This window comes from Caballeronia sp. GAFFF1 (assembly GCF_023630705.1).
GTDB lineage: Bacteria > Pseudomonadota > Gammaproteobacteria > Burkholderiales > Burkholderiaceae > Caballeronia.
The window spans coordinates 90,617-116,928 of record NZ_JALQEM010000032.1 but is presented as its reverse complement, the minus strand read 5'-3'; the positions used below and the strand labels follow the sequence as shown (position 1 = coordinate 116,928).

23 protein-coding genes are annotated in these 26,312 nt (G+C 65.8%); 15 read left to right on the top strand and 8 right to left on the bottom strand.

Annotated elements, in window-relative coordinates; translation table 11 throughout:
• Positions 1-12: 12 nt before the first annotated feature.
• Complete coding sequence (locus tag NCR37_RS18845; protein WP_250474358.1) at positions 13-582, bottom strand: lipocalin family protein; 570 nt, start codon at positions 580-582, stop codon at positions 13-15.
• A gap of 460 nt (positions 583-1,042) precedes the next feature.
• Between NCR37_RS18845 and NCR37_RS18840 the strand changes: the two genes are divergently transcribed.
• Together NCR37_RS18840 and NCR37_RS18835 are read left to right on the top strand one after the other, a co-directional pair.
• Complete coding sequence (locus NCR37_RS18840; protein WP_250474357.1) at positions 1,043-2,017, top strand: AEC family transporter; 975 nt, start codon at positions 1,043-1,045, stop codon at positions 2,015-2,017.
• Between the two features lie 587 nt (positions 2,018-2,604).
• On the top strand, positions 2,605-3,156 hold the full coding sequence (locus tag NCR37_RS18835) for an NADPH-dependent FMN reductase (protein ID WP_250474356.1): 552 nt from the start codon (positions 2,605-2,607) through the stop codon (positions 3,154-3,156).
• 64 nt (positions 3,157-3,220) lie between these two features.
• Here the strand turns inward: NCR37_RS18835 and NCR37_RS18830 are convergent, their stop codons facing one another.
• Entirely contained in the window at positions 3,221-4,597 is a 1,377-nt protein-coding gene (locus NCR37_RS18830) for a general stress protein (RefSeq protein WP_250474355.1), read from the bottom strand.
• Between the two features lie 93 nt (positions 4,598-4,690).
• Positions 4,691-6,940 (bottom strand): hybrid sensor histidine kinase/response regulator family protein, encoded by a 2,250-nt coding sequence (locus NCR37_RS18825; RefSeq protein ID WP_250474354.1) that lies wholly within the window; start codon positions 6,938-6,940, stop codon positions 4,691-4,693.
• Positions 6,941-7,641: 701 nt separating this feature from the next.
• Here NCR37_RS18825 and NCR37_RS18820 point away from each other — a divergent pair.
• From NCR37_RS18820 to NCR37_RS18785, 8 genes are all read left to right on the top strand, one after another.
• Positions 7,642-8,010, top strand: coding sequence for a response regulator (locus tag NCR37_RS18820; RefSeq protein WP_175940775.1), 369 nt, complete (start codon positions 7,642-7,644; stop codon positions 8,008-8,010).
• Positions 8,003-8,626, top strand: coding sequence for a chemotaxis protein CheC (locus NCR37_RS18815; protein ID WP_175940774.1), 624 nt, complete (start codon positions 8,003-8,005; stop codon positions 8,624-8,626). The genes NCR37_RS18820 and NCR37_RS18815 overlap by 8 nt, the downstream gene beginning before the upstream one ends.
• 12 nt (positions 8,627-8,638) lie before the next feature.
• On the top strand, positions 8,639-9,580 hold the full coding sequence (locus tag NCR37_RS18810) for a GGDEF domain-containing protein (protein ID WP_250474353.1): 942 nt from the start codon (positions 8,639-8,641) through the stop codon (positions 9,578-9,580).
• Between the two features lie 213 nt (positions 9,581-9,793).
• Positions 9,794-10,642 (top strand): presqualene diphosphate synthase HpnD, encoded by an 849-nt coding sequence (gene hpnD, locus NCR37_RS18805; RefSeq protein WP_206468943.1) that lies wholly within the window; start codon positions 9,794-9,796, stop codon positions 10,640-10,642.
• Positions 10,642-11,928 (top strand): hydroxysqualene dehydroxylase HpnE, encoded by a 1,287-nt coding sequence (gene hpnE, locus NCR37_RS18800; RefSeq protein ID WP_250474352.1) that lies wholly within the window; start codon positions 10,642-10,644, stop codon positions 11,926-11,928. Before hpnD ends, hpnE begins: the two co-directional genes overlap by 1 nt.
• Positions 11,928-13,907, top strand: coding sequence for a squalene--hopene cyclase (shc, locus tag NCR37_RS18795; protein WP_250474351.1), 1,980 nt, complete (start codon positions 11,928-11,930; stop codon positions 13,905-13,907). The genes hpnE and shc overlap by 1 nt, the downstream gene beginning before the upstream one ends.
• A gap of 62 nt (positions 13,908-13,969) precedes the next feature.
• Positions 13,970-14,626, top strand: a complete 657-nt coding sequence (locus NCR37_RS18790; protein WP_250474477.1) for a phosphorylase — start codon at positions 13,970-13,972, stop codon at positions 14,624-14,626.
• Between the two features lie 120 nt (positions 14,627-14,746).
• Entirely contained in the window at positions 14,747-15,220 is a 474-nt protein-coding gene (locus NCR37_RS18785; RefSeq protein ID WP_250474350.1) for an acyl-CoA thioesterase, read from the top strand.
• Between the two features lie 54 nt (positions 15,221-15,274).
• Here NCR37_RS18785 and NCR37_RS18780 read toward each other — a convergent pair whose 3' ends face one another.
• Complete coding sequence (locus tag NCR37_RS18780; protein ID WP_502800556.1) at positions 15,275-16,252, bottom strand: MlaA family lipoprotein; 978 nt, start codon at positions 16,250-16,252, stop codon at positions 15,275-15,277.
• Positions 16,249-18,906, bottom strand: coding sequence for a hopanoid transporter HpnN (hpnN, locus tag NCR37_RS18775; protein ID WP_250474349.1), 2,658 nt, complete (start codon positions 18,904-18,906; stop codon positions 16,249-16,251). The genes NCR37_RS18780 and hpnN overlap by 4 nt, the downstream gene beginning before the upstream one ends.
• 263 nt (positions 18,907-19,169) lie before the next feature.
• On the opposite strand from hpnN, the gene NCR37_RS18770 reads away from it, so the two are divergent.
• Entirely contained in the window at positions 19,170-19,787 is a 618-nt protein-coding gene (locus NCR37_RS18770; RefSeq protein WP_244849638.1) for an MlaC/ttg2D family ABC transporter substrate-binding protein, read from the top strand.
• Between the two features lies 1 nt (position 19,788).
• Here the strand turns inward: NCR37_RS18770 and NCR37_RS18765 are convergent, their stop codons facing one another.
• Together NCR37_RS18765 and NCR37_RS18760 are read right to left on the bottom strand one after the other, a co-directional pair.
• A complete protein-coding gene (locus NCR37_RS18765) occupies positions 19,789-20,427 on the bottom strand; it encodes a response regulator (RefSeq protein WP_250474348.1) in 639 nt (212 codons plus the stop codon).
• Entirely contained in the window at positions 20,417-21,829 is a 1,413-nt protein-coding gene (locus NCR37_RS18760) for a cache domain-containing protein (RefSeq protein ID WP_250474347.1), read from the bottom strand. The genes NCR37_RS18765 and NCR37_RS18760 overlap by 11 nt, the downstream gene beginning before the upstream one ends.
• Positions 21,830-21,989: 160 nt before the next feature.
• On the opposite strand from NCR37_RS18760, the gene NCR37_RS18755 reads away from it, so the two are divergent.
• The 4 genes from NCR37_RS18755 (at position 21,990) to NCR37_RS18740 (ending at position 25,068) form a co-directional block, all read left to right on the top strand.
• Complete coding sequence (locus NCR37_RS18755; protein WP_250474346.1) at positions 21,990-24,074, top strand: carbon starvation CstA family protein; 2,085 nt, start codon at positions 21,990-21,992, stop codon at positions 24,072-24,074.
• A gap of 24 nt (positions 24,075-24,098) precedes the next feature.
• Positions 24,099-24,293, top strand: a complete 195-nt coding sequence (locus NCR37_RS18750; protein ID WP_086967065.1) for a YbdD/YjiX family protein — start codon at positions 24,099-24,101, stop codon at positions 24,291-24,293.
• A 143-nt stretch (positions 24,294-24,436) separates the two neighbouring features.
• Complete coding sequence (locus NCR37_RS18745; protein WP_250474475.1) at positions 24,437-24,676, top strand: type II toxin-antitoxin system Phd/YefM family antitoxin; 240 nt, start codon at positions 24,437-24,439, stop codon at positions 24,674-24,676.
• On the top strand, positions 24,673-25,068 hold the full coding sequence (locus tag NCR37_RS18740) for a type II toxin-antitoxin system VapC family toxin (RefSeq protein WP_250474474.1): 396 nt from the start codon (positions 24,673-24,675) through the stop codon (positions 25,066-25,068). Before NCR37_RS18745 ends, NCR37_RS18740 begins: the two co-directional genes overlap by 4 nt.
• An 82-nt stretch (positions 25,069-25,150) precedes the next feature.
• Here NCR37_RS18740 and hpnH read toward each other — a convergent pair whose 3' ends face one another.
• Positions 25,151-26,305 (bottom strand): adenosyl-hopene transferase HpnH, encoded by a 1,155-nt coding sequence (gene hpnH / locus NCR37_RS18735; protein WP_250474345.1) that lies wholly within the window; start codon positions 26,303-26,305, stop codon positions 25,151-25,153.
• Between the last annotated feature and the right edge of the window lie 7 nt (positions 26,306-26,312).

Genomic DNA, 26,312 nt, shown 5'->3' with positions numbered 1-26,312 from the left:
GCCGGACCGCGCTCAGTCGTGCTGCGTTTCGCGCAGCATCGTGGTGTCGTAGCCGAGCGCGGCGGCGCGCACAAGCAGCGCGCGGCGCAATTCGGCTGACGGACGGGCCTCGCGCGTGAGGAGCCACAAATAGCGGCCCGTCGGCTCGCCGACGATGGACCACGAATAGTCGTCGGCGTGATCGAGAATCCAGTAGTCGCCGACATAGAACGGCCCGAAGAACGAGACTTTGAGCTTCGTTCCGTTCGAACCCGGCACGACCTTCGCGCGTCCTTCCGCCGACCGGTATCGCCCGGTCAGGCTGTCTTTTCGGCAGGCGTTGATGACCGAAATCAGACCGTCCTCGCGCCGCGCGTAGTTGGCGGTGACGGCTTCGCAATTGCGCTCGAAGCGGTTTTCGTAGCGGGCGAATTCAAACCAGTGGCCGAGATAGCGGTCGAGGTCCACGGCCTTCGACGGCTCCGGCACGTGCTCGTTGCCACTGCGCTTCGCGCCTTTCAGCCCATAAGCCGCGAGCGCGCCGATGCCTGCTACTGCTATCAGCGCCGCGGCGCCATACGCCCAAGGTCGTCGTGATTTCATTGGCTTGAGAGTCCGTTGGAGATCCATCGGGTAGCAATGACCGTTCCGACGCGAGCGGTCCCGGAAAGTCTCACCTCTCGCCGTTGCAGCGCGGTGCTGAGCACGACGGCTTACCCGCAGACTGTTGCGATGATTGGCTTTTTTTCCCAAGCTAATGACGCGCTGCGCCGCGCCCGCCGGCTCCCGAAACGTCTCACCTCAAAGCGCAGCGACCCCGTGACAGCGAACATCCGGCGAGCGCGTCGCGCGTAGAGCAGCGAATCCGCGAAACCCGCGTTCTGTCTGCAATCAACGAGTTGCGTGAATGAGTGAAGGCTTTGTCACGGCTGCGTCCGACCATAAAGTGAGACTCCTTGGCGCAGCGGTCCTCACCGTCCATCAGCTCCCGAAACGTCTCACCTGTCGATCTGCGGGTATGCTCTCGGCACTCTCGATTCGGCTCGCGCGCCAACGCTCTTTCATGTCATCGCCGGTTTCTTCGCCCGTTGCGTTTCTCTCGTCGCTGGTCGGTCCGCTCGTCACCATCATCTTGCCCGTCTTCGGCCTGATTGCCGCGGGCTATGCCTGCCGCAAGCTCAACAAGCTCGGGCCCACGGCGGCGTCCGAATTGAACCGCTTCGTCGTTTATCTCGCGCTCCCGGCGCTGCTCTTCGACATCATGGCGAAAACGCCATTGAAGACGCTCGATCAACCGGCGTTCATCGCGGTATTCGGCATCGGATCGGCGGTCGTGTTCGCGCTGACGCTCGGCGTGCGGCTGATGCAAGGGCGTCCGCTCGCGGATGCCAGCATCGACGGGCTGAACGCCGCCTATCCGAACACAGGCTTCGTGGGCTTGCCGCTCTGCCTGCTGGCCTTCGGGAAGCCGAGCCTCGCGCCCGCCGTCATCGCGACGATCATGACCGTGTGCGTGCTCTTCGGCATTGCGATCGTGCTGATCGAACTCGGCTTGCAAGCGGGAAGCGGTATCGGCGCGACGCTGTGGCGCGTGGCGAAGTCGCTCGGCAAGAATCCGCTTCTGATCGCGCCGGTCGCGGGCGCGTTGATGAGCGGCAGTGGCGTGGCGGTGCCTGAAGGCGCGGAAGCGCTCATCAGGCTGCTCGGCGGCGCGGCGAGTCCGTGCGCGCTCGTCGCGCTCGGTCTCTTTCTCGGCGCAAAGGGCGAAGCGCGCAATGTCCGGACGACGAGCGCACTCGTCGCGCTCAAGCTCGTGGCGCAGCCGCTTCTGACGTGGTGGCTCGCGGTTCACGTGTTCGCGCTGCCGCCGCTGTGGGCCAAAACCGCCGTGATTCTCAGCGCGCTGCCGACGGGCACCGGTCCGTTCATGCTCGCCGAGTTCTACCGCCGCGAGGGCAGCGTGACGTCGAGCACGATCCTCTTTTCGACCGTGCTGTCGCTCGTCACGGTCACGCTCTGTCTCGCGGTCATGTTGTGACCGCGCCGTAAGCGCGCGACGATTATTGCAATCGCAGCAAAAACCACTTCGGCCGAAGCCGCTTTTTCCGCCGCCGCCGCGCCGATAAAGTTCGGCTCAACCGGTCCGACCGGTCGGTCAACGAACTCAGCGGAGCATCCCATGAAGCGCACTCTTTCCATTCTCGCCGCATCCATCGCTCTTTTTGCAGCAGCCGGCGCTGCGCACGCGGCCGATTCCCAGCCGTCGACGTGTCAGGGCTCGGCCGCGCAATGCAACGTCTTCTTCGGTCAATAAGCGCCGTTTACATCTCACTGAAACCAGCCCGGCGCTGCGTTTTGTTTCGTTCGTGAATCGAAAATTGAGGGGCGCCGGCCGTGGACCCGGACTTATCCACAGTTTCTGTGGATAAACGTGGGGATAGCTCGCCGCAAACCGAGCGTTCATGCGGCGCGAGCTGGACTGCGCATTGGTTACAAGAACTGAGGCAGTTGCCTATCGCAGCATTCCGGTGACGATCGCCTGACGATAGGCCTATGATTGCTCTCGCGTCGGTTACAGATGGCGTATCGGTGGTTCAATCTCATCCTTTCGACGGGGGAAATATCATGGCGTACAAGATCGCGGTGGTCGTGGGGAGCCTGCGCAAGGATTCGTTCAACCGGCAGCTCGCCCACGCGCTCGGATCGCTCGCGCCGAGCGATTTCACGTTCGAGCATCTCGACATCGGCAGCTTGCCGCTCTACAGCCAGGAATACGACAGCGACTTCCCGGAAGCCGCGCGCACGCTCAAGCAGAAGATTTCGGAAGCCGACGCGTTGCTTTTCGTCACGCCCGAGTACAACCGCTCGATTCCCGGCGTGCTTAAAAACGCGCTCGACTGGGGCTCGCGGCCGTGGGGACAGAGCGCGTGGGGCGGCAAGCCGGGCGCGGTCATCGGCACATCGGTCGGCGCAATCGGCACGGCGCTCGCGCAAGCGCATCTGCGGAGCGTGTGCGCGTACCTCGACGTCGCGCTGATGGGTCAGCCAGAGATGTACATCAAGCACGACGAGAACCGCATCGACGCGAACGGGAATATCGTCAGCGAGGACACGCGCAAGTTCTTGCAGACTTTCATGGACAAATACGTCGCGTGGGTGCGCGATTTCGCCGCCTGAGGCGTCTCGCAAACAACAACGGCCCGCGCGAGCGGGCCGTGGTCATTGAAGCGGGGCTCGCCGGTCACACGTGAGGTTGCCCCGTCACGCGGTCCCAGCCGTGACGGATCGCCGCCTTGAAGCGGTCCCACGTATCGCCTTCGGGATGGCGGCTCTCCCAGTCCCGCCGCATTTCATACTCCATCTGGTCGTCCCACGCGCGGTTGCGGAACCGCTCGTCGTTGCCGAGTGTCGCGCCGTAGCGATACGCGCTTTCATAGTCCTCGTACGGCTCGCCGGTCGTCGCGTACTTCGTCGCGTAGTCGGCGCGGAAGTCCTCTTCGTACTCCATGTACTCGTTTGGCACGGTGCGCGGACCGAGCGGAACCGCGGCCTGCGACGCCGCCGACGTGCCGATCGGATCGCCCGCCGCGCCCATCGCGGGCATCGACTGCGATTGCACCTGATTCTGCATGTTCAACTGCTGCGGCTTGGCGGGCTCGTCCAGCGTGCTCAATGGCTCGATCGTGTCGATGGAGCGCCAGTCCGTGTTCGGATCGACGTGCACGCCGGTCAGCGGATCGGTCTGCGCCTGTCCTTGCGCCTGTCCTTGCGACACACCCGCCGCCGGCTTCGTTTCGACCTGTTCATATTGCGTCGTCGACGGCTCCGGCGTGCCGCGCTGCGGGCGCGTCGCCGGCATCAGCGGGTCGTCGGCGGGGTCGGTCACGTAGTCGCGCGAGGTCAGGGTCGCGGGATCGGTGCGCGTGAAAGCTTCCGCGCCGGTCTCGCTGCCGATTCCGCCGCCCGCCGGCGTGCGCGGCTCGCCGATCGGATCGAGCAGCGGATCGCCGAGCGGACCGGCAAGCGGATCGATGACCGGCGGCGCGACCGGATCGGCAACCGGCGCGTCCGAGCGCGGATAAGCGCGCGCGCGCGGCACGTCCGCACGCGGCGGATTGACAGGATCGCGGCCCGGAACGCCGCTGCCGCGACCGAGGCCGAGTTCGTCGAGAATCGAGTGATCGCGGTCATCGGCGGTCGTGGGCGGCGTCGCGGCCGCGCCGTGCGAAAGCGTCGACCAGCTCGCCGCGCGTTCGTCGATGTCGATCGCGCCGCAGTCGGTCAGCGTCGTGCGTGCGATATCGGCTTGCGCCTCGCTCGGCGTATCGACGGCGACGAGCACCGCGCCCCGGCGCACCGCTTCCGAATAATGCGCGACTTCCGGCGGCTGATCGCGTCCGCCGAAGAGCATGCTGAAGAACCGCTCGATGTTGGCGAGCACGCCCGGCTGCGCGTGCGTCTCGGCGTCGGTCAGGGTCGACGGCTGCGCGGCATCGTCCCGCTTCGGGTTCGCCTGGAGCTCGATATCGCCGCGCGCGAAGCCCGCCGTAACGAGCGCCGAGCGCGCATCCTCGGCCTGGGCGTAGGTATCGAATACTCCGATGACGGTGTGTCGCATGGTCGTCTCCTCTCGTTGAGCGGATTTCGCGGATCGGCAACGCTTGGTTGCCGCACATGCGGTTGGCTCACGCAACAGTCATGCCGGGGTGCGTCAGCGGTCGACCGAACGCGCTGCCTGTTCCTCGCGAATGCCGCGTAGCAGCGTATCCAGCAGCGCGATGTCGAAGGGCTTGGCGAGCACGCGCGCATCCACCTGGCGCGCGCGGTCGAGTTCTTCCGCATAGCCGGTGACGAGAATGACCGGAATGCGCGGCTCGAACCGCTGCATGCGTTCAGCGAGATCGATGCCGTTGAGCTGCCCCGGCATGTGGATGTCCGAGAGCACGGCATCGAACGGGAAGCCCGATGCCGCCATGTTCTCCCGAGCCGCTTCGAGCAGCGTCATCGCGGTATCGGCGTTGAACACGTACGTCACGCGATGACCCATCATCGTGAGCAGCGCCTCCGTGCCGGCGGCGACTTCCTCGTTGTCTTCGACGAGCAGCACACGCAAGCCGTCCGCCTCCTGCGCCGTCGCGGCCGCCTGCTCCGGTTCCGCGTGAGGCGCGTCCGTCGCCGCGGCCTGTGGCAGATAGAGACGCACCGACGTGCCCGCGCCGATGGCGCTGTCGATGGTCGCGATCCCGCCCGCGCGCTCGCAGAACGCGAAGACCTGCGGCAGGCCGAGCCCGGTGCCCATGCCTTTCGGCTTGGTCGTGAAAAGCGGCTCGAACGCGCGGGCGAGCACGTCCGCGCTCATGCCAACGCCCGTGTCTTCCAGTGAAATCTGCACGAATTCGCCGATGAGCGGAAAGCCGTCCTCATGCCGAAAGCGCACGTTGTCGGCGCGCACGGTGAACGTGCCGCCGTTGGGCATCGCGTCGCGCGCGTTCACGGCCACGTTGATGAGCGCCAGTTCCAGTTCGGCCGGATCGACGCGGATCGTCCACACGTCCGCCGCGACCTCCGAGTGCAGCGCCACCTTCGCGCCGAGCGACGCGCGCAGCAGTTCGCGCTCCGCCGTCACCCATTTGCCGATGGCGATGACCTCGCTGCGCAACGGCTGCTTGCGCGCGACGCCGAGCAACTGCCGCGTAAGCGACTGGCCGTTCTTCAACGCGCGCTCCATCGCCGTCAGTTCGCGGTCGAGCCCGATGGGGCCGCGCCGCCGCGCAATCTGCACGTTCGTGGAGACGATCATCAGCAAGTTGTTGAAGTCGTGCGCGACGCTGCCGACGAGATTGCCGAGCGCCTCCATCTTGCGCGCCTGCCGGTACGCGGATTCGATCGAGCGGCGCATCGACGCTTCGGCCTGCCAGCGTTCCCATGCTTCTTCCTCCTTGGCGAGCCGCCGCAGCGACTGCCCGATCACGCCCCACAGCACGACGCACGGCGCGAGGATCGACAGCGCCAGCACGCTCAGATGGCGGTACCACTGCGTCCAGATCGTGTCGACGGGAAAGCCGCTCGACACATAGAGCGGATAATCGCCGACCCGGCGAAACGCGACGATCTTCAACTCGTTGTCGAGCCCCGACACCATCCTCATCACGCCGTCGTGCGTGCCGGCGCGATACGCCTCGCGCAGCGGCGAACTCGCGGCGAGCGCCATGCGCTCGGGCGGCCGCTCGGGATACCACGCGAGCACTTCGCCGTCGGCGCGGGTGAGACCGATCGACACCGTCGGGCTGTCACCGAGCAGTTCGCGATAAAAGTCGTTGAAGTACGACGGACGCAGCGCGATCGACACCATGCCGGCGAATTGCCCGTCGGGCGTCTTGCGTGCGACGGCTGTATTGAATACGCGCTCGCCGGCGATTTTGCCTAGCATCACGCGAGAAATCTGCGCGAGCCGGCTGTCGGCGCGCAGGCCGGCGAAGTCCTCCCGGGTGCTTACCGTGACGTCGGGCGTCGGCCAAACGCGGCTCGTGGCGAGCAACCGGCCGTCGGAACCGAACACCGACGCCGCCGACACCTGCCGGTAATTGCCGATCAGCTGGCTCAGGCGCGCGTGGACGACGCCGTCTTCGCGGCGAATCGCGTCCGCGTCCAGGTCGTCGAGCAGATCGACGATGCGTTCGTTCAGCGTGACGTTGAGATCGAAGACTTTGAGCGCATGCTCCTCCGCGATTCGCGCGTTGCGGGCGACCGCGTCCGACGCGCTCGCGACTCGGGCGTGATAATCGGAGATCGCAGTGATGGCGACGTACACGCACGGAAGCACGACGGCGGCGACGAGCAGCGCGTAGAGCGTCATGCGCTGCGCGGCGAAGTTGCGCTCGGGGACGACCGGAAAAGGCGGTTCTTCCTGCCGCGTTGCGTCGGCAGGCTCGGCGTCGTGCTCCTCACGTTGCAGCGTCATTTTGGCAGCGAAGTGGAAAACTTTACTCGACCGTTGGTGCGATCAACCGTTCGATAACGGCGCGCGAGGCGCGCGCGGTGGAATCGTCCGGAGCATGCAGGAAATGTGCCACGGCCGCAGACCGAGCGAATTGACGCACCGGTTCCGCACGCGCGTGCGAGGCGTAGTTAGCGAAAATATCCGTAGCGCAAACGTACACCGAAGCAGCGGACAATTCGCGCGGCGGCAGTCAGAAAAGAAATTTCTCGCATTGGCCGATGATCGAGTATTAAGATCCCTTAGTCGCTGTGCGGCGAGTTGCTTTTGCACGCATCAAGGCCGACAATGCAATCTTCCGGTCAATCTGCCCCTAGAGCGGATGTCGGACACAAATCGCTCGCTTACGCGCGCCGCGCGGGCGGGCAATAGAACAAAAGGCCAACGTCCGGCGCGGCTCGCCGACCGGACGACGCACGGGGCAAGGCAACATGACGCCGAACCAGACGCTCGGGTGCGCGCTCGCCGCGTGCCGTTCCATCGCGCCGCAAAATCGCGCCGCTTGGGCGCTTTCGCATTCGCTTTCGCCCGCAATGACCGGCCGGCGACGAACGCGCCGCCTGTCTCCCTAAAGATCTCCGCAGTCGCGCCGTAAACGCATACGAGAGCATGCCGTGTAGGCCGTGCTTCCCGTCAGCCACGAACGTTCACCGATTCGACCGACCATGCCTTTGCCGATTGTCATTGCCGATGATTCCCTGCTCGCGCGCAAGGTGTTGACGCGCGCACTGCCCGCGGACTGGGACGTCGACATTTCCTACGCGACGAACGGACGCGAGGCGCTCGAGTTGTATCGCGCGGGCCGCGCATCCGTCATGTTTCTCGATCTGACCATGCCGGACATGACCGGCTATCAGGTCCTCGACGCGCTTCAGCACGAAGACCTGAACACGTTCGTGATCGTCGTTTCCGCCGACGTGCAACCCCTCGCGCAGGAACGCGTGCGCGCGCTCGGAGCCATTGCGTTCCTGCCGAAGCCCGTGACGCCGGAAGCGCTGCGTCCCGTTTTGAAGGAGTACGGTCTCCATGGTTGAACCCGCCCTCAACGAAGACCAGCGCGACGCGCTGCAGGAAGTCGCCAACATGGCGATGGGCCAGGCCGCCACGCGCCTGTCGAAGCTGCTCGGCACGTTCATCGAACTGTCGGTGCCGCGCGTGCGCGTGGTGAACGTGTCCGAAGCCTCCGCCGCGCTGCGCGAGATGACCGGCATCACCGACGCCGTGACCGCCGTGCGCCAGGGCTTTCGCTCCGACATCAAGGGCGAGGCGATCGTGCTGTGCAAGAGCGGCAGCGTCGATGACCTATGCGCGCTCGTCGACGATCCGTACACCAAGTCCACCTACGAAGCGACTACGCGCACGGAACTCGTCTTCGACGTGGCGACGGTGCTCATCGGCGCGTGCGTGTCGTGCATTCTGGACCGACTCGGCCGCGCGCCGATCTTCTCGCCGCCCGGCATGCTCGGCGCGGAACTCGCGCTCGAAGAAGTCTTCCAGCCCGCGATGCTCGCGTGGAAAACGGCGCTCCTGCTCGAAGTCAACTTCGCGCTGGAGGACCACAGCTTCCGCGCGCATCTGGTGATGCTGATGGCCGAAGACGCCATTGCGCATCTGAACGAGGCGCTCGACGCGCTGCTTTCCAGCTTCTGACGCCGCGCCGATATGGAAGAACTGCGGCATGTGCTGAGCGAACTGGTGATCGAGCGCGTCGGCTTCGGCATTTTCGTGCTCGACCGCGATTTGAACGTGCTCATGTGGAACCGCTTCATGGCGGACCACAGCGGCAAGACGGCCGAGCAGGTGACGGGCAAGTCCATTTTCGCGAGCTTTCCGGAACTGCCGCGCGTGTGGCTCACGCGCAAGGTCGAAAGCGTGTTCCAGCTCGGCAGCTTCGCGTTCAGTTCGTGGGAACAGCGGCCGTATCTCTTCAAGTTCGATCACGACCGGCCGATTACCGGCGGCGTCGACTTCATGCAGCAGGACTGCACGTTCATGCCGCTCACGCACGAGCGCGAAGTGCGCGCCGTCTGCGTGACCATTTCCGATGCCACTCACCCGAGCATGATGCAGCGCGCCCGCGACGAAGCCGTGGCCAAGCTGCAGGAGTTCGCCGACCGCGACGGCCTGACCGGCATCGCGAACCGGCGTTATTTCGAACTGCGCATTCGCGACGAATTCTCGCGCTGGCAACGCTACGGCGGCGATTTGTCGATGCTGCTGTTCGATCTGGACCACTTCAAGCGCATCAACGACGAGTTCGGCCATCTGGTCGGCGACACCGTGCTGCGCGTGATGGCCGAGCGCGTTGCTGAGACCGTGCGCGTGCAGGACGTGTTCGGGCGCTTCGGCGGCGAGGAATTCGCGCTGCTTTTGCCGTGCACGAACTTCGACGATGCGATGATCGTCGCGGAGAAAGTGCGCCACGCGATCTGCGAAACGCCTATCGACGTGCAGGGCGCGCGCGTGCCGGTGACGGCGAGCGTCGGCGTGGCGTGCGCGCGGCGCGAGGTGACGTCGTCTTACGAGGCGCTCATCAATGAAGCCGACGCCGCGCTGTACGTGGCGAAACGCGAAGGGCGCAACCGCTCGGTCGGCTTCGCCTGACAGCGGCCACGCGCGCCGCCGCAAGGCGCAATCGGCCCGAATCATTGGTATACTCCTAGCCGCTTCCGGCGCAGTTCGCAGCCGGCGCGCGCCGGCCGTCTCCTTCGGTCATTCCCTCTTCAGCGCCACGTCGTTCCGCGCGCTCGATGGGATCGTCGGAACCGGCGCCCGATCTCTTAATTTGCCCTTGGGGGCGCCACAGCGGAGTCCGTCTTGGCCGTTTCCAACTTCATCGCCGACGAATCCACCACCGAGGCCGCGAAGGCTTCGTCGGGCAGTTCGTTCTATCTCGCCATGCGCATCCTCCCGGCTGCGCAGCGGGACGCGATGTACCAGATCTACGCCTTCTGCCGCGCGGTGGACGATATCGCCGACGAAGGCGCGTTGCCGCGCCGCGAACGCGCGCTCGCGCTGGAAGGCTGGCGCGAGGACATCGACGCCTGCTATCGCGGCGCGCCGAAGCGCTCCCTCGAGGCGCTCACCCGCCACATCCACGCTTTCCATCTTTCCCGCGACGACTTTCACGCCGTGATCGACGGCATGGCGATGGACGCCGCCGGCGACATCGTCGCGCCCGACGAAGCCACGCTCGACCTGTATTGCGACCGCGTCGCGAGCGCGGTCGGGCGGCTGTCGGTGAGAATCTTCGGGATGCAGGAAGACGCCGGCCGGCGGCTCGCGCATCATCTCGGGCGCGCGCTGCAACTCACCAACATCCTGCGCGATATCGACGAAGACGCTGCGATCGGTCGCGTCTATCTGCCGCGCGAGCTGCTTGCGCGGGAAGGCATCGCGACGAGCAATCCGGCGGCGATCGTCGGCGACGCGCGTCTGCCGCGCGTGTGCGCGGTGCTCGCCGAGCGCGCGAAAGGCCACTACGCGCAGTCCGACGCGATCATGGCGGCATCGCCGCGCCACGAAGTGCGCGCGCCGCGCATCATGTCGGCGGCGTATCGCGCGGTGCTCGAGGCGAACCTGAAACGCGGCTTCGACCTGCCGCGCACGCGCGTGCGCACGCCGCGTGCGCGCCTGCTCTGGATCGTCGCGCGCAATCTTCTCTGATGTCCCGGCTCGTACACGTCGTCGGGGCCGGCCTCGCCGGTCTCGCCGCCGCGGTGCAGGCGCAGCGGCGCGGAGCGCGCGTCGTCCTCCACGAATCGGCGGCTCGCGCCGGGGGCCGAAGCCGCTCGTACTTCGACGCGAAACTCGGCATGACGGTCGATAACGGCTGTCATCTGCTGCTCTCGAGCGATCACGCCACGCTCGGCTTTCTTCGCGCGATCGGCTCCGCAGACGGCATCAGCGGCCCGACGCAGCCCGACTTTCCTTTTTTCGATGCCGCGAGCGGGCAGGCGTGGACCATCCGCATGACGCCGGGACGCTTGCCGCGCTGGATCTTCGACGCCGAGGCGCGTCTGCCGGGCACGCAGCCCGCCGACTATCTGCCCATGCTGCCGCTCTTTTTCGGCAAGCCGGGGCGCACCGTCGAGGAGTCGATGCGCGCGCGCGGCCGCGTGTGGGATCGGCTCGCGCGGCCGCTGTTGCGCACGCTGCTGAACGCGGACCCGGCGGAAGCGAGCGCGACGGTCGCGTCGCATCTGCTGCGCGAAACGCTGGCGGCGGGCGGTCAGGCGTGCCGGCCGCTCATCGCGAAGAACGGCGTGGCGCATGCGTTCGTCGAGCCCGCGCTGCGGCTCTTGCAGTACGGCGGCGCGGACATCCGGCTCGGCGCGCGGGCGGCCAACATCGGCTTTTCGGGCACGGATTCGAAGGAACGGGTAAGCTCGCTCGCTTTCGAGGGCGCGGGCGAGCCTGTCGCGCTCGGGCCGGGCGATGGCGTGGTGCTCGCCGTGCCGCCCGACGCGGCGCGCGCGCTCGTGCCGGAGATCGTCGCGCCGGACGAATTCCGCGCGATCGTCACCGTGCACTTCGCGGTGGATGCGCCGATCGGTTCGATCGGCGCGGAGCGGCTGACGTTCTTCGTCAACGGCGCGGCGGACTGGCTCTGTGCAGGCGATGGCCGGCTCACGGCGACCATCGTCAGCGCGGATCGGCTGCTATCGACGCCGCACGAGGAGATCGCGGCGGCTGTCTGGCGCGACGTGGCGAAAGCCGTGCGCCTGCCGCCTGTGCCGATGCCGCCGTGGCAGGTCATCGCGGAAGAACGCGCGACCTTCGCGGCGGTGCCTTCGCAGGAAGGCTTGCGGGCCGCGACGCGCACGCGCTGGCCCAATCTCACGCTCGCGGGCGACTGGACGGCAACGGACCTCCCCGCGACGATCGAAGGCGCGATCCGCTCCGGCCAGAAGGCCGCGGATGCGCTGTTGAACCCATCGATGGAACGCTGATGAACGATTTATCTCTGTCGGCCGTGGGCGCGCCGGCGTCGAATGCCGCGCTGGACCACGCCGTCACCCACGCCACCGACGCGCTGCTCGCGGCGCAGTTCACCGAAGGCTACTGGCTCTACGAACTCGAAGCCGACGCAACGATTCCCGCTGAATACGTGCTGCTCGTGCATTACCTCGGCGAGACGGCTGACGACAAGCTGGAAGCGAAGATCGGCCGCTACCTGCGCCGCATCCAGCGCGAAGACGGCGGCTGGCCGCTTTTCACGGACGGCGCGATGGACGTCTCCGCGACCGTCAAGGCGTACTTCGCGCTGAAGATGATCGGCGATTCGCCCGATGCCGAGCACATGCAGCGCGCGCGCCGCGCCATTCTCGCGGCGGGCGGCGCGGAAAAGGTGAACGTCTTCACACGCATTCTGCTGGCGCTTTTCGGCGTGGTGTCGTGGCGCGCGGTGCCGATGATGCCCGTCGAAATCATGCGGCTGCCGATGTGGTTTCCGTTCCACCTGTCCAAGGTCTCGTACTGGGCGCGCACGGTGATCGTGCCGCTGCTCGTCCTGAACGCGAAGCGGCCGGTGGCGCGCAATCCGCGCGGCGTGCGCATCGACGAAGTGTTCACCGACGCGCCGGTCAATACCGGCATGCCGGAGCGCGCGGGGCATCAGAGCCGCGGCTGGTTCACCTTCTTCCGCATGGTCGATACGGTGCTGCGCGCAACCGACAGCGCATTCCCGAAAGCCGGGCGCGAGCGCGCGATCGCCGAGGCGGTGCGCTTCGTCGACGAGCGGCTGAACGGCGAGGACGGCCTCGGCGCGATTTTCCCGGCCATGGCGAACGCAGTGATGATGTACGACGTGCTCGGCTATCCGCCCGAGCATCCGAACCGCGCGATCGCGCGCAAGTCGGTCGACAAGCTGCTGGTCGTCGACGAAGCGGACGACGGCGAGGCGTACTGCCAGCCGTGTCTGTCGCCGGTTTGGGACACGTCGCTCGCCGCGCACGCGTTGCTCGAAACCGGCATGCCGAAGGCGCGCGCCGCCGTTGCGCGCGGGCTGGAATGGCTGCGCCCGTTGCAGATTCTCGACGTGCGCGGCGACTGGATCTCGCGCCGTCCGAACGTGCGGCCGGGCGGCTGGGCGTTCCAGTTCGCGAACCCGCACTATCCGGATGTCGATGACACCGCCGTCGTCGCGATGGCGATGGAACGCGCGGGCCGCGAGAACGGCACCCCCATGTTCGACGAGGCGATTTCCCGCGCGCGCGAATGGGTCGTCGGCATGCAGAGCAGCGACGGCGGCTGGGGCGCGTTCGAACCGGAAAACACGCAGTATTACCTGAACAACATTCCGTTCTCGGACCACGGCGCGCTGCTCGATCCGCCGACCGTCGACGTGTCCGCCCGCTGTCTTTCGATGCTCGCGCAACTCGGCGAAACGCCCGCGAACAGCGAGCCGGCGCGCCGCGCGTTCGACTACATCGTGAAGCATCAGGAGCGCGACGGAAGCTGGTACGGGCGTTGGGGCATGAACTACGTGTACGGCACCTGGTCGGCGCTTTGCGCGCTCAACGCGGCGGGCGTCGCGCCTTCGGACTCGCGCATGAAGCGCGGCGCGGAATGGCTCATCGGCATTCAGAACCCGGACGGCGGCTGGGGCGAGGACGGCGAGAGCTACAAACTCGACTATCGCGGCTACGAACAGGCGCCGAGCACGGCGTCGCAAACGGCGTGGGCGCTGCTCGGGCTGATGGCGGCGGGGCTCGTCGAACATCCGGCGGTCGCGCGAGGCATCGAGTATCTGATCCGGACGCAGCAGGCGCACGGCCTCTGGGACGAAACGCGCTTCACCGCGACGGGCTTTCCGCGCGTGTTCTATCTGCGCTATCACGGCTATCGCAGGTTCTTCCCGTTGTGGGCGCTCGCGCGTTACCGCAACCTGACGCGCGAAGGCGAAACGCGCGTGACGGCGGGCATGTGAACGCCCGTTCCGCCGCGCTTTCGCGTCCTTTGGTTGGTGCGCCCGTCGTCGCGGTGACGGGCATGGCCTTCGAGGCGAAGATCGCGCGCGGGCGCGGCGTGGATGCCGTGTTCGCCGCGCGCGCCGACTGGCTCGAACGCGCGTTGTCCGATGCCGTGGCGCGCGGCTGCTCGGGCATTATCAGCTTCGGCACGGCGGGCGGCCTCGCGCCGGATCTGGAGCCGGGAACGCTGATCGTCGCGGAAAGCGTGTCGGGCCCGTTCGGCACCTTGCCGACCGACGCCGCGTGGTCCGCGCGCATCGTCGAGGCTTTCGGCGGCTCGCCGCTCGCGCGGATCACGCGCTCCGGTCCGATGGCGGCCGTCGCCGCCCCGGTCACGAGCGAGTCCGACAAGCGGTCGCTGCATTCGTCGACGGGCGCGCTCGCCGTCGACATGGAGTCGCATATCGCGGGCGCTATCGCGACGGCGCGCGGCTTGCCGTTCGCGGTGTGTCGCGCGGTGGTCGATCCGGCGTGGCGCACGCTCCCGCCCGCCGCGACCGCCGGCTTGCGCGATGACGGCACCACCGCTATCGGTCCGATTCTGCGTGAACTCGCGCGTCAGCCGTCGCAGATCGGCGCGCTGCTGCGGCTGGCAGGCGATGCGCGCGCCGCCCGCGCGACGCTCGTCCACGCGCGCCATGCGATGGAGAAGGCGCGGGCGCTTTCCTTCGACTAGTCCCGTTCGCGCGGTCTTGCTTTCTGCGGGTTAACCCTCAGCTTGGTTATAATCAGGGAAAACCCTAGACTGGCTGCGTAAAGTACGCGGTCATCGCAGGAACGTAAGAGGAAGCGCACCATGAACTTTCACACCCGCAAATGGGTCAAGCCCGAAGACCTCAATCCTAACGGCACGTTGTTCGGCGGCAGCCTGCTGCGCTGGATCGACGAAGAAGCCGCCATTTACGCCATCTCGCAGCTGGGCAACCAGCGCGTCGTGACCAAGTTCATGTCGGAGATCAATTTCGTCAGTTCAGCGCGGCAGGGCGACATCATCGAGCTGGGCATTACCGCGACGCATTTCGGACGCACGTCGATCACGCTGCGCGCGGAAGTGCGCAACAAGATCACGCGCAAGAGCATTCTGACGGTCGAGAAGATGGTGTTCGTCAACCTGAACGAACAGGGCGAACCGGCGCCGCACGGCCGCACGCAGATTCGCTATGCGGACGAACTGTTCGAAGCCTACCGGCGCGATCAACGTACGGTGGAAGCGCCGAAAGCATCGACCGATGACATCGGCCGCGAAGAAACCGCCGAGGCGGCGCATTAAGACAGAAACGGGCGCATGAGCGCCCGTTTCCTTTTACGCGCTGGCCGCAGCGGTTTACTTGCTTTCCGCCGGGTCCTGATACTGAGGCAGGCCCTGCGACTTGCTCGAACTCGGCGACGGCGCGGTGTTCGGCTCGCCCGCGCCCGGCGCCGGCGATTTCGGCCCCACGCCACCGGCAGGCGATGCCGCCGCGCCCGGATCGACGTAATTCGGCAGGCCTTGCTCCTCGCTGCTGCTGCCCGGCGCGCTCGCTCCTTGCGGCGCGCTTGCTCCTTCGGGCGCGCTCACGCCTTCGTCGCCGTAATCGGGCAGCGACGCCGACGAGCCGCCCGTCAGCAAATACTGGCGGCGCTGCGTGTAGGCATCGCGCACGAACGCGTATTTGTCGAGCGCGGCTTGCGAGAGCAGATCGGTCGCCCCGAGCAGGTCGGCGCGCGCGCTCACGAAGTTCACGCCGTACAGCGGCCAGCGAATCTCCGAGTCCGCATAGCTCACCGGATTCACCCGCCAGTCGACGAGCCATGTCGTCGAATCGCGCACCGAGCTCGGGCCGAGCAGCGGCAGCACGACATACGGCCCCGACGGCACGCCGTAATGGCCGAGCGTCAGGCCGAAGTCCTGATGATGCTTGGGCAAGCCCGCAGGCGATGCAATGTCGATCAGCCCGCCGATGCCGAACACCGAATTCATTGCGATGCGCATCAAATCCTGCGTGGCGTCCGTGATCTTCAGTTGCAGCAGGTTGTTGGCGAAGTTGCTGAAATCGCCCAGGTTCGAGAAGAAGTTGCTGACCGCCGTGCGGAACGGACTCGGCGTCCAGTTCACGTAGAACTGCGCGACGGGACGCGCCACGTAATTATCGACCGTGTCGTTGAACTTGAAGATGGTCCGGTTCATCGGTTCGAGCGGATCGTGCGGATTGCGGTCCGGACCCGTCGCGCACCCAGCCATCAAAAGCGCGCCCGCGACGGCGAAACTCGTCGCCAGCTTGCGGAGCGCGGCAGCGGCAGGCGCCGCTGGAGCCATTCTCATTCTTCAATTCCTCTTAGATTGTCATGCCGCTGGCTCGCGCGCAGCCTAGCGCGGTCCGCCGCGCGCACCTTGCGCGGTTTGCCCATCAGCACGGGCTGAAACACCACGGCGCCGATCAGCGTGCACAGAAGCGACAGCGCCAGGAGCCGCCCCATGCTCGACATGCCGGGGTGATGCGAAAACCAGAGACTGCCGAAAGCCGTTGCGGTGGTGGCCGCGCTGAACATCACGGCGTGCGTGAGGCTCGACTGGAGAAGGCGCGTCTGTCCTTGCCGCCACGCCATCACGAAATAGATCTTGAACGCGACGCCGACGCCCAGCATGAGCGGCAGCGCGATGATATTCGCGAAGTTGAGCGGCATGCGGAAGACGACGCACAACTCCAGCGTCACGATCGCCGAAACGAGCAACGGTACCAAAGTTCGCAGAACGTCGCCGAAACGACGCAGCGCGAGCCACAGCAGCACCGTGATGGCGATGAGCGAATACAACGCGGCATGTTCGAACGCGGTGATGATGACTTCGGCCGAATGGCGCACGGAAATCGGTCCGCCGATAGCGGTAGGCTCGACGCGCTGCACGGCGTCCGCGAAATGCGCGAGCAGCGTGTCGTCGTTCGGATCGACGCCCGGCGGCGCTTTCGGCGACACGTTCACGAGCGCCTGGCCTCCCGGCGTCACCCACGACTCGACCATCGCGGGCGGCAGCGTCGCGCGGGTGATTTCGGCCGGCTGCAACAGCGCGCGAAGTTGCGCGAGCGCAAGGCGCAGCGGCTCGGCCATCGCGTGTTCGGCGCGGTCGCGCGTGGCGGCGTCGGCTTGCGCGAGCTTCGCCAGCGTCGCCGACAAATGCTTCGCTTCCGGCGCGCCTTGGCCGGGATGCTCGTCGGCGGCGAGCGAAAGCTGGTTCGACACGCGCTTGAGCGTCGCGACCCGCACCGCGTCCGTCACCGGCGACGCCACCGCCTGATTCAGCGCGGGCAGCAGTTGATCGGCGGCGGCCTGAATCAGCTTGAGCTTCGCCGGCTGATCGGCAGGAATGAGCGACGACAGCGTGGTCGCGCGTTCCACTTCGGGCAGCTTGTCGAGCTTCGCCGCGATGCGGTCCGCGTCAGCCAGCGACGGCGCGAGCACGGCGACATCGTTTACCGCGGCTTCGGGCGAGTCCTTGAGCGAGATGAGCGTCGCCATCGACTCGGTGCGCGGGTCTTTCAGATGCAGCGGATTGAAGTCGAAGCGCAAGTGCGTGAGCAGCGGCAGCGCGCCGATCACGACGACGAGCGTGCCGATCAGCACCGGCTTGCGATTCCGGTCGAGGAATTCGTCGACGGGCGCGAGCATCGGGAAACCGGGCGCTTTGGCCTCGCCCGGCGGCGCGAACACTTTTATGAGCGCGGGCAAGAGCGTCATGTTGGTCACGTACGCGACGAACATGCCGACGCCGGCGATCAGCCCCAGCTCCGACACGCCGCGATAGGCGGTCGGCAAAAACGAGAAGAAGCTCGCGGCGGTGGCGGTCGCGGCGAGCGTGAGCGGCACGGCGACATGCCGGGCGGTCTCCGCGAGCGAGACGTCGAGCCGCTTGTGCCGATGCCGCTCCTCGCGATACTTCACGCCGAACTGAATGCCGAAGTCCACGCCGAGCCCGACGAACAGCACCATGAACGCCACCGAGATCATGTTGAGCGCATGGACCATCATGAGGCCGAGCGCCGCCGTCACCGAGAGCCCGACGAAGAGCGTGATGAACACCGCGAGGATCATGCGCTTCGAGCGCAGCGCGACCCAGAGAATCATCAGCACGACGAGGAAAGTGAGCGCGCCGTTGAGCGCGGCGCCGTCCTGCACGGAGGCGAATTCCTCGTCGGCGAGCGGTTGTGCGCCGGTCAGATGCAGCGTCGCGCCGTATTTCTTGTCGAGGCCGAGCTTCGCGGCCACCGCGCGGATTTCGTCGGACGTGCCGGCGGCCGCTTTCAGCGCGCTGAAATTGAGTTGCGGCAACACGGTGATAAAGGCGCGGCCTGGCCCGTCGCCGCCCGGACTGGCGACATCGCGCCATGAGAACGCGGCGGGCTGGTTCGCGAGCACGCGGTCCAGCACGGTCGCGCTGCGGCCGAGTAGATTGGCCATTTGGCCGAGATTGACCTGACCGAGCATCAACGGCACATTGAGCGTCGTGTTGAGCGTCTGCGCGAGGCCCGTGAGCGTGGGATCGTGCGCCAGCGTGTTGATGAGCGGGCGCGCCTGGGCCAGCTGCTTCGTGACCTGATCGACGTTGTCGGCCGGCAGATAGAGCAGGCCGTTGTGCGCGAAGAACTCGCCGCCTTCCGGCTGCGAGATCGACTTGAAGCGGTCCGGCTCTTTGGCAAGCGCGGCGGCGAGTTCGTTCGCGGCGGCATCGGCAAATTCGGCGGCGGGCGCTTCGACCACGATCAGCAGCGTGGCGCCGCGCTGCGGAAAGGCTTTTTCGATGGCGTCGCCGCGTGCAGCCCATTGCGGTTCGTTTTCGATCAGCTGGCTGACGTCGGTGCTGATCTTGAAGTGGTGAACGACATAAATCGTGGAGAGGATGCCGAGCAGAATCGAAGCGGCGATAATCCACGCCGGCCGGCGAATGGCGAGCGTGACGAAGCGGGTAATGTTGGACGTCAGCATGAAGACGCTACCTGGTGTGACCTGTTATTTTCGCGGACCGCATATTGCGAGCCGCGTAGTGACGCTGCCGCGTTCGCGCGCCGGCTTTCGCTTCGGCGGCCGAACCGCGAGTCCAACGACGGCGGTTGATGCCGCGCAAGTATACCGGTGGAGACGGCGCGGTCGGGCGGCGGTGAACTGTCGGCCCGCTGGTCTGTCGATATACTGGCTCGACGGCCTGACGAGTCCGCGCCGAACAATTGGATCATTAGAGAACGGGTGCCATGAAACGCTATCTGTCTGTCTGCTTCGCTTTTCTCCTCGCCACGCTGTCGTTTTCCGGCGCGGCGGTCGCCCAAACGAGCCCGGAGGCCGTCGTCAAAAGTGCAGTCGAAGGCACCGTCAACGCGATGAAGGCCGACCCGCAAGCGCGCGGCGGCGACATGGCGAAGATCACGCAACTCGTGCAAGCGCGCTTCCTGCCCGCCACCGACTTTCAGCGCACCACGCGCATTGCATTGGGCAAGGCATGGGCCAGCGCCACGCCCGAGCAGCAAAAGCAGCTTTACGACCAGTTCCAGACGCTGCTCGTGCATACGTATGCGGCTTCGCTCGCGCAGCTGCGGGACCAGGACGTGACGTTCCGCTTCGACCCGCCGAACGTCGACGCGAGCGCGAAAGACGCCGTGGTGGAGTCGCACGTCGTCTCGACGGGTGGCGACAACCCGGTGCGCTACCGCCTCGGCAAGACGGCGCAGGGCTGGAAAATCTACGACATCGACATGATGGGCGCGTGGCTCATCCAGGTCTATCAGCAGCAGTTCGCCGGTCAGCTTCAGAAGGGCGGCGTAGACGGCCTCATCAAATATCTGGCCGAGCATAACGCGCGTTCGGCCGGCTGACCTAGCCGCGCCGGTTTTCCACGGCGAACTTGATCAGTTCCGCCTGTCCGTCAATAGATAGCTTCCGCTTGAGGTTCAGCCGGTGCGTCTCCACCGTGCGCACCGACAATCCATGCTGCGTTGCAATCTGCTTGCTCGACAAGCCCTGCGCGAGCGCGTCGAGAATGTCGCGTTCGCGCGGCGTCAGACGTTCCAGCGGCGTTTGCATGGCCTGTGCCTGAATCATGCGGGCCGCGAGCCCGGCGCTGAAGAAGGTCTTGCCGGCGAGCACCGCGTCGATCGCCTGAATGATCTCGGTGGCCGGCGAATCCTTGAGCACGTAGCCGCTCGCGCCCGCGCGCACGGCCTGCGTCACGTACTCCACGTTGTCGTGCATCGAGAGCATCAGCACGCGGATAGCGGGGAAGCGTTCGTGGAACCGCGCGGCCAGTTCGATGCCGCTCATGCCCGCCATGCCGACGTCCATCAGCACGAGGTCGGGGCGCGTGGCTTCGTCGGCGGCGAGCGCGAGCGCCTCGTGGCCGTTCCCCGCTTCGCCGGTGACAGACAGACGCGGCACGGCGTCGAGCCGCGCGCGCAGGCCGTCGCGCACGAGCGGATGATCGTCGACGAGCAGCAGTCGGGCGGGTTCAGGCGTCATCGGAAAGTCCTTGAAGATTCGGGGCGGAGAGCGGCAATGGCACATGCGCCGTGATCGACGTGCGGCCCAGTTGCGACTGAATGGAAAGCGTGCCGCCGAGCGTGTCCAGCCGCTCGCGCATGTTGCGCAGGCCGAGGCCGCTCGCCGGATCGGCCAGCGCGGATTGCGCATCGAAACCGCGTCCGTTGTCGCTGACGACGAGCCGCACGCCGTTCGGCGCGATATCGAGCGCGAGCGTCGCCCGGCTCGCGTGCGCGTGCCGCGCGATGTTGTTCAGCGCTTCCTGCGCAATGCGAAACAGCACCGTATTCACCGGATCGGGCAACGCGGAAGGCTTGCCGTCCGCCGTCGGCTCGAAGCGCACTTCGATGCCGTCCTGCCCGTCCATCTCGCGCGCGAGCTGTTCCAGCGCGGCCGCGAGGCCGAGGTCGTCGAGCATCGTCGGGCGCAGCGCGTGCGAGATGCGGCGCACTTCGCGCAAGGTCGCGGCGAGACGCCCGAGACCGGTGGCCAGCGCGGCCTCGGCGGCGGCTTCGCGCGCCGGGGAACGTTCGAAGCGCGCGAGCGCCGATTCCAGCAGCAGCTTGACGGACACCAGCATCTGGCTAATGCCGTCGTGCAGTTCGCGCGAGAGCCGCGCCCGCTCGTGTTCCTGCGATTCGACCACCTGCCGCGCGAGGCGCTTGAGCTTGGCGTCCGCGCTGCGATGCTCGCTGATATTGAGCACCGCGCCGCACAACGCGATCACGCCGAGCGCCGCCAGCGCGATACCGCCGATCCACATCACGGTTCTGTCGATGTTCGCGGCGGCCTGGCCGTCGATGCGCGTGAGCGCCGTCTCCACATCCTCCAGATAAATGCCGGTGCCGATCATCCAGTCCCAACGTTCCAGCGGTACCACATAGCCGAGCTTCGGTGCGAGCTGGCCGGTGGACGGCCGCTGCCACACGTAACGCACATAGCCGCCGCCCTTCGACGCTTCGCGAATCAACTGCTGGATGGTGAGTTCGCCGGCGGGATCGCGCATGGTCCACAAGTCTCGTCCGACGAGATCCGGCTGGCGCGGATGCATCAGCGACTTGCCGCGCATCGTGTAGACAAAAAAGTAGCCGTCGGGCTCGAAGTCCAGACGATGCAGCGCATCGAGCGCAAGCTGACGGCGTTCGTCGTCGCTGCGCGGGTCGCCGGGCGGCGCGTTGTAATACGGCGCGATGGCGCTCTTCGCCAGTTCGACGTAATGTCGCAACTCCACTTCCTTGCTGGACATGTACGCCGTTTGCAGCGTCGCGTGCTGGGCGCGGGCGAGCGAGGTCGCCTGATGGCGCACGCCATATTCGATACCGCCGATGGCGAGCGCGAACGGCACGATCGCCAGTAAAACAATTTTGGCTTTCAGGTTCATGACGCTGGAACGTTCGATGCTCTACGTAGTTTCGCGTAGGGAGCGTACGTAGTTGTCCGGTTGTGAGGTCCGGGACGAAGGCGAATACTACACGCCCGAGGCGCTCCACGGCTCGAGCCGCGCGGGCGGACATCCAAGACTTACCAAAATAGGAGACACCATGAATCGGGCTTCCGGATTCCTGGTCTGGATCGCGCTCGCGCTTTTGGGCGCGTTCGCTTTCGGCACCATCGCGCTCGCGCACGGCGAGCGAGTCAGCGCACTGTGGATCGTCATCGCGGCGGTCTGCGTCTATCTCATCGCGTATCGATTCTATTCACGCTTCATCGCCGGCACGGTGTTGAAGCTCGACGGCTTGCGCATGACGCCGGCCGTGCGCCACAACGACGGCCTCGATTACGTGCCGACCAACAAATACGTGCTGTTCGGCCACCATTTCGCGGCGATTGCGGGCGCGGGTCCGCTCGTCGGTCCGGTGCTCGCCGCGCAGATGGGCTACACGCCCGGCATGCTGTGGATTCTCGCGGGCGTCGTGTTTGCGGGCGCGGTGCAGGATTTCGTCGTGCTCTTTATCTCCACGCGCCGCGACGGCCGCTCGCTCGGCGATCTCATCAAGATGGAACTGGGCACCGTGCCCGGCGTGATCGCGCTCTTCGGCGCGTTCCTCATCATGGTGATCATTCTCGCGGTGCTCGCGCTGATCGTCGTGAAGGCGCTGACGAATTCGCCGTGGGGCACGTTCACGGTCGCCGCGACCATTCCGATTGCGCTCTTCATGGGCGTCTATACGCGCTTCATTCGGCCGGGGCGCATCGGCGAAGTATCGATCATCGGCTTCGTGCTGCTGATGCTCGCGATCACCTACGGCGGACAGGTCGCGCAATCGCCGACGCTCGCGCCGCTCTTCACGTTCACGGGCGTTCAGCTCACGTGGATTCTGATCGGCTACGGCTTTATCGCGTCGGTGCTGCCGGTGTGGCTGCTGCTCGCGCCGCGCGACTATCTTTCGACGTTCCTCAAGATCGGCACGATTCTCGGCCTCGCGATCGGCATTCTGATCGTCGCGCCCGAACTGAAGATGCCCGCGTTCACGAAGTTCGTCGACGGCTCGGGTCCCGTCTGGGCGGGCAACCTGTTCCCGTTCCTCTTCATCACGATCGCGTGCGGCGCGGTGTCGGGCTTCCACGCGCTGATCTCGTCGGGCACCACGCCCAAGATGATCGACAACGAAGTAAACATGCGTTTCATCGGCTACGGCGCGATGCTGATGGAATCGTTCGTCGCGATCATGGCGCTCGTCGCCGCCTGCGTGATCGAGCCGGGCGTCTACTTCGCGATGAACAGCCCGGCCGCGCTGCTCGGCACGACGCCGGACGCCGTCGCGCACACGGTCACGTCGTGGGGCTTCACGCTGACGCCGGACATGCTCACCTCGACGGCGAAGGCCGTCGGCGAAACCACCATCGTCGCGCGGGCGGGCGGCGCGCCGACGCTGGCAGTCGGCATGGCGGAGATTCTGCATCGCGTGATCGGCGGGCCGGCAATGATGGCCTTCTGGTATCACTTCGCCATTCTGTTCGAGGCACTGTTCATTCTGACCGCGGTCGACGCCGGCACGCGCGCCGGACGCTTCATGCTGCAAGACCTGCTCGGCACGTTCCACCCGGCGCTGCGCCGCACGGAATCGCTGGTGGCCAATCTCGTCGCGACCGGCTTGTGCGTCGCCGCGTGGGGCTACTTCCTGTATCAAGGCGTGGTCGATCCGTTCGGCGGCATCAATACGCTGTGGCCGCTCTTCGGCATCTCGAACCAGATGCTCGCCGGCATTGCGCTGACGCTCGGCACCGTGGTGCTGTTCAAGATGAAGCGCGAGCGTTTCGCGTGGGTGACGATCGTGCCGACGGTGTGGCTGCTCATCTGCACGCTGACTGCCGGCTGGCAAAAGATCTTCGACGCGAACCCGAAGGTCGGCTTCCTCGCGCATGCGGGCAAGCTGCGCGACGCGTTCGAGGCAGGCAAGGTGATGGCGCCGGCGAAGTCGTTGCCGGAGATGCAGCGCATCATCTTCAATGATTACGTCGATGCCGCGCTGTCGGCGCTCTTCATGTTCGTTGTGGTGAGCATCGCGGTGTATGCCGTGCTGGTCGTGCTGCGCGCGCGCCGCGAGGCGCGGCCGACGGTGCGCGAAACGCCGTTCGAGCCGATGCCCACGGGCGGCGGCGCGGCAGTGCGCTCGGGTCATTGAGCCCAAGAAGCCAGGGAGTCGGCCATGTTCAGCGATCTTCGGCAAGCAGGGCGGTATCTCGGCCAGGCAATGCGCCTGATGGTCGGCATGCCTGATTATGATGCGTACGTCACGCACATGCAGACGACCCATCCCGACAAACCCGTGATGACGTACGCGGAGTTTTTTCGCGAGCGGCAGGAGGCGCGGTACGGATCGGGCGCGGGGAAGTGTTGCTGATGCGTGACTGATTCCGGGAAGCAGTGACTGAAAACGCGACGGCGGGAGCCGTCGCGTTTTCATTTGGACTTCGAAAAATGTCCGTTTTGCCTATTCCGTTCGGACGAGGCTAAAATGACTACCGTCACGTGACCAGGGTCGATATCATGTCTCACAAGCGAGTTTCGAAATCGGAGTTCAAGGCAAAGGCGCTCGAATACTTCCGGCTCGTCGAATCGACAGGAGAGAGCATGATCGTGACGGACCATGGAAAGCCCGTGCTTGAGGTACGGCGGTACGACAACTCGGCGCTCACGCCACTGGAGGAATTGCGGGGCAGCGTGCTGTTTTGCGAAGACGCCTTCGAGCCGATCGGCGAGGACGATTGGGAGGCGTATCGGTGATCGTGCTCGACACGCATACGCTGCTGTGGTGGGTGAGCGGAGGCGCGCTCAGCAAACAGGCGCGCGCGGCAATCGAGAAGGAATCAGGCGAACGCGGCGAGATCGTCGTCTCCACCATCTCGGCGTGGGAGATCGCGCTGCTCGTGCGGCGCGGCAAGATAGGACTGTCGATGGACGTGGGCGACTGGATCGAGAAAGTGAATCGAATCGACGCAGTGCGGTTCATGCCCGTGGATAGCAGCATCGCCATCAAGTCGATCGACTTGCCGGGCGAGTTTCACAACGACCCGGCGGATCGCTTGATCGTCGCGACGGCGCGTGCGCTCGCGGCGCCTATCGTGACGCGGGATCGGCTCATCCGCGAGTACGAACACGTCAAGACGATCTGGTAGCCGCAAAGAGAAGCCGCAAAGAGAAAGGGCGAATGACCCGAAAGCCATCCGCCCTTTGCAGATCTCAACCTTCAACTAAAGCTCAGTGCGCCGCCGCAGCCGTCTTCGACGACTTGTTCTTCTGCGCGCGCCCGATCTCTTCCAGCTTGATCTCGACGTGCTTCGAGAACACGTATTCGGCCGGACGCTGCTTGTCGATCGGCAGTTCCTTCGCGTAAGCGCCTTCCGTGCGCGGCCCGCGCATCGACACGCCCAGCGCCTTCAGCGGATGCGCCACCGTATCCATCACGGCAGTCGCCTCGAAGCCACTGTGCACCATGCAGTCCGCGCACTTCTCGTAGTTGCCGGTGCCGTACTTTTCCCACTCCGTGGTTTCCATCAGCTCCTTGAAGGTCTTCGCGTAACCTTCGCCGAGCAGATAGCACGGACGCTGCCAACCGAACACCGTGCGCGCCGGGTTGCCCCACGGCGTGCACTGATACGTCTGGTTGCCCGCGAGGAAGTCGAGGAACATGGCCGACTGGCTGAACGACCAGTTCTTGCCGTTGTTGCCGCGCTTGAAGATCTCGCGGAAAAGCGTCTTGGTCTTGTCGCGATTCAGGAAGTGCTGCTGGTCCGGCGCGCGCTCGTACGCGTAGCCGGGAGACACCGTGATGCCGTCCACGCCCATCGGGCCGAGCGTGTCGAAGAACTTCGCGACGCGTTCCGGATTGGCATCGTTGAACAGCGTGCAGTTGATGTTCACGCGAAAGCCGCGGCGCTTCGCCTCGCGGATGGCCTTCGTGGCCTTGTCGTACACGCCGTCCTGCGACACCGAATGGTCGTGCATGGCCTGATCGCCGTCGAGGTGAACGGACCAGACGAAGTACGGGCTCGGCTGGTAATCGTCCATCTTCTTTTCCATCAGAAGCGCGTTCGTGCAGAGATACACGAACTTCTTGCGCTCGATGATGCCCTTCACGATCTGCGGCATTTCCTTATGCAGGAGCGGCTCGCCGCCCGCAATGGAAACGACCGGCGCGCCGCACTCGTCAACGGCGCCCAGGCATTCTTCAAGCGACAGGCGCTGGTTCAGGATCGGGTCCGGATAGTCGATCTTGCCGCAGCCGTTACACGCCAGATTGCAGCGAAACAGCGGTTCCAGCATGAGCGCGAGCGGATAACGCTTATTGCGCGAAAAGTGCTGGCGGGCGATGTACGCGCCAACGCGGACCTTCTGGAGCATCGGGATAGACAATTTGCGT

What these genes read in the sequence shown, in the direction of transcription:
- NCR37_RS18845 (WP_250474358.1), bottom strand. Translation starts at nt 582, where the DNA reads ATGAAATCACGACGACCTTGGGCGTATGGCGCCGCGGCGCTGATAGCA.
- NCR37_RS18790 (WP_250474477.1), top strand. Translation starts at nt 13,970, where the DNA reads ATGGCCTTCGAGGCGAAGATCGCGCGCGGGCGCGGCGTGGATGCCGTG.
- NCR37_RS18780 (WP_502800556.1), bottom strand. Translation starts at nt 16,252, where the DNA reads ATGAGAATGGCTCCAGCGGCGCCTGCCGCTGCCGCGCTCCGCAAGCTG.
- NCR37_RS18750 (WP_086967065.1), top strand. Translation starts at nt 24,099, where the DNA reads ATGTTCAGCGATCTTCGGCAAGCAGGGCGGTATCTCGGCCAGGCAATG.
- NCR37_RS18835 (WP_250474356.1), top strand. Translation starts at nt 2,605, where the DNA reads ATGGCGTACAAGATCGCGGTGGTCGTGGGGAGCCTGCGCAAGGATTCG.
- NCR37_RS18760 (WP_250474347.1), bottom strand. Translation starts at nt 21,829, where the DNA reads ATGAACCTGAAAGCCAAAATTGTTTTACTGGCGATCGTGCCGTTCGCG.
- NCR37_RS18770 (WP_244849638.1), top strand. Translation starts at nt 19,170, where the DNA reads ATGAAACGCTATCTGTCTGTCTGCTTCGCTTTTCTCCTCGCCACGCTG.
- NCR37_RS18810 (WP_250474353.1), top strand. Translation starts at nt 8,639, where the DNA reads ATGGAAGAACTGCGGCATGTGCTGAGCGAACTGGTGATCGAGCGCGTC.
- NCR37_RS18830 (WP_250474355.1), bottom strand. Translation starts at nt 4,597, where the DNA reads ATGCGACACACCGTCATCGGAGTATTCGATACCTACGCCCAGGCCGAG.
- NCR37_RS18820 (WP_175940775.1), top strand. Translation starts at nt 7,642, where the DNA reads ATGCCTTTGCCGATTGTCATTGCCGATGATTCCCTGCTCGCGCGCAAG.
- NCR37_RS18825 (WP_250474354.1), bottom strand. Translation starts at nt 6,940, where the DNA reads ATGACGCTGCAACGTGAGGAGCACGACGCCGAGCCTGCCGACGCAACG.
- NCR37_RS18785 (WP_250474350.1), top strand. Translation starts at nt 14,747, where the DNA reads ATGAACTTTCACACCCGCAAATGGGTCAAGCCCGAAGACCTCAATCCT.
- NCR37_RS18765 (WP_250474348.1), bottom strand. Translation starts at nt 20,427, where the DNA reads ATGACGCCTGAACCCGCCCGACTGCTGCTCGTCGACGATCATCCGCTC.
- NCR37_RS18755 (WP_250474346.1), top strand. Translation starts at nt 21,990, where the DNA reads ATGAATCGGGCTTCCGGATTCCTGGTCTGGATCGCGCTCGCGCTTTTG.
- NCR37_RS18815 (WP_175940774.1), top strand. Translation starts at nt 8,003, where the DNA reads ATGGTTGAACCCGCCCTCAACGAAGACCAGCGCGACGCGCTGCAGGAA.
- hpnN (WP_250474349.1), bottom strand. Translation starts at nt 18,906, where the DNA reads ATGCTGACGTCCAACATTACCCGCTTCGTCACGCTCGCCATTCGCCGG.
- NCR37_RS18840 (WP_250474357.1), top strand. Translation starts at nt 1,043, where the DNA reads ATGTCATCGCCGGTTTCTTCGCCCGTTGCGTTTCTCTCGTCGCTGGTC.
- hpnE (WP_250474352.1), top strand. Translation starts at nt 10,642, where the DNA reads ATGTCCCGGCTCGTACACGTCGTCGGGGCCGGCCTCGCCGGTCTCGCC.
- shc (WP_250474351.1), top strand. Translation starts at nt 11,928, where the DNA reads ATGAACGATTTATCTCTGTCGGCCGTGGGCGCGCCGGCGTCGAATGCC.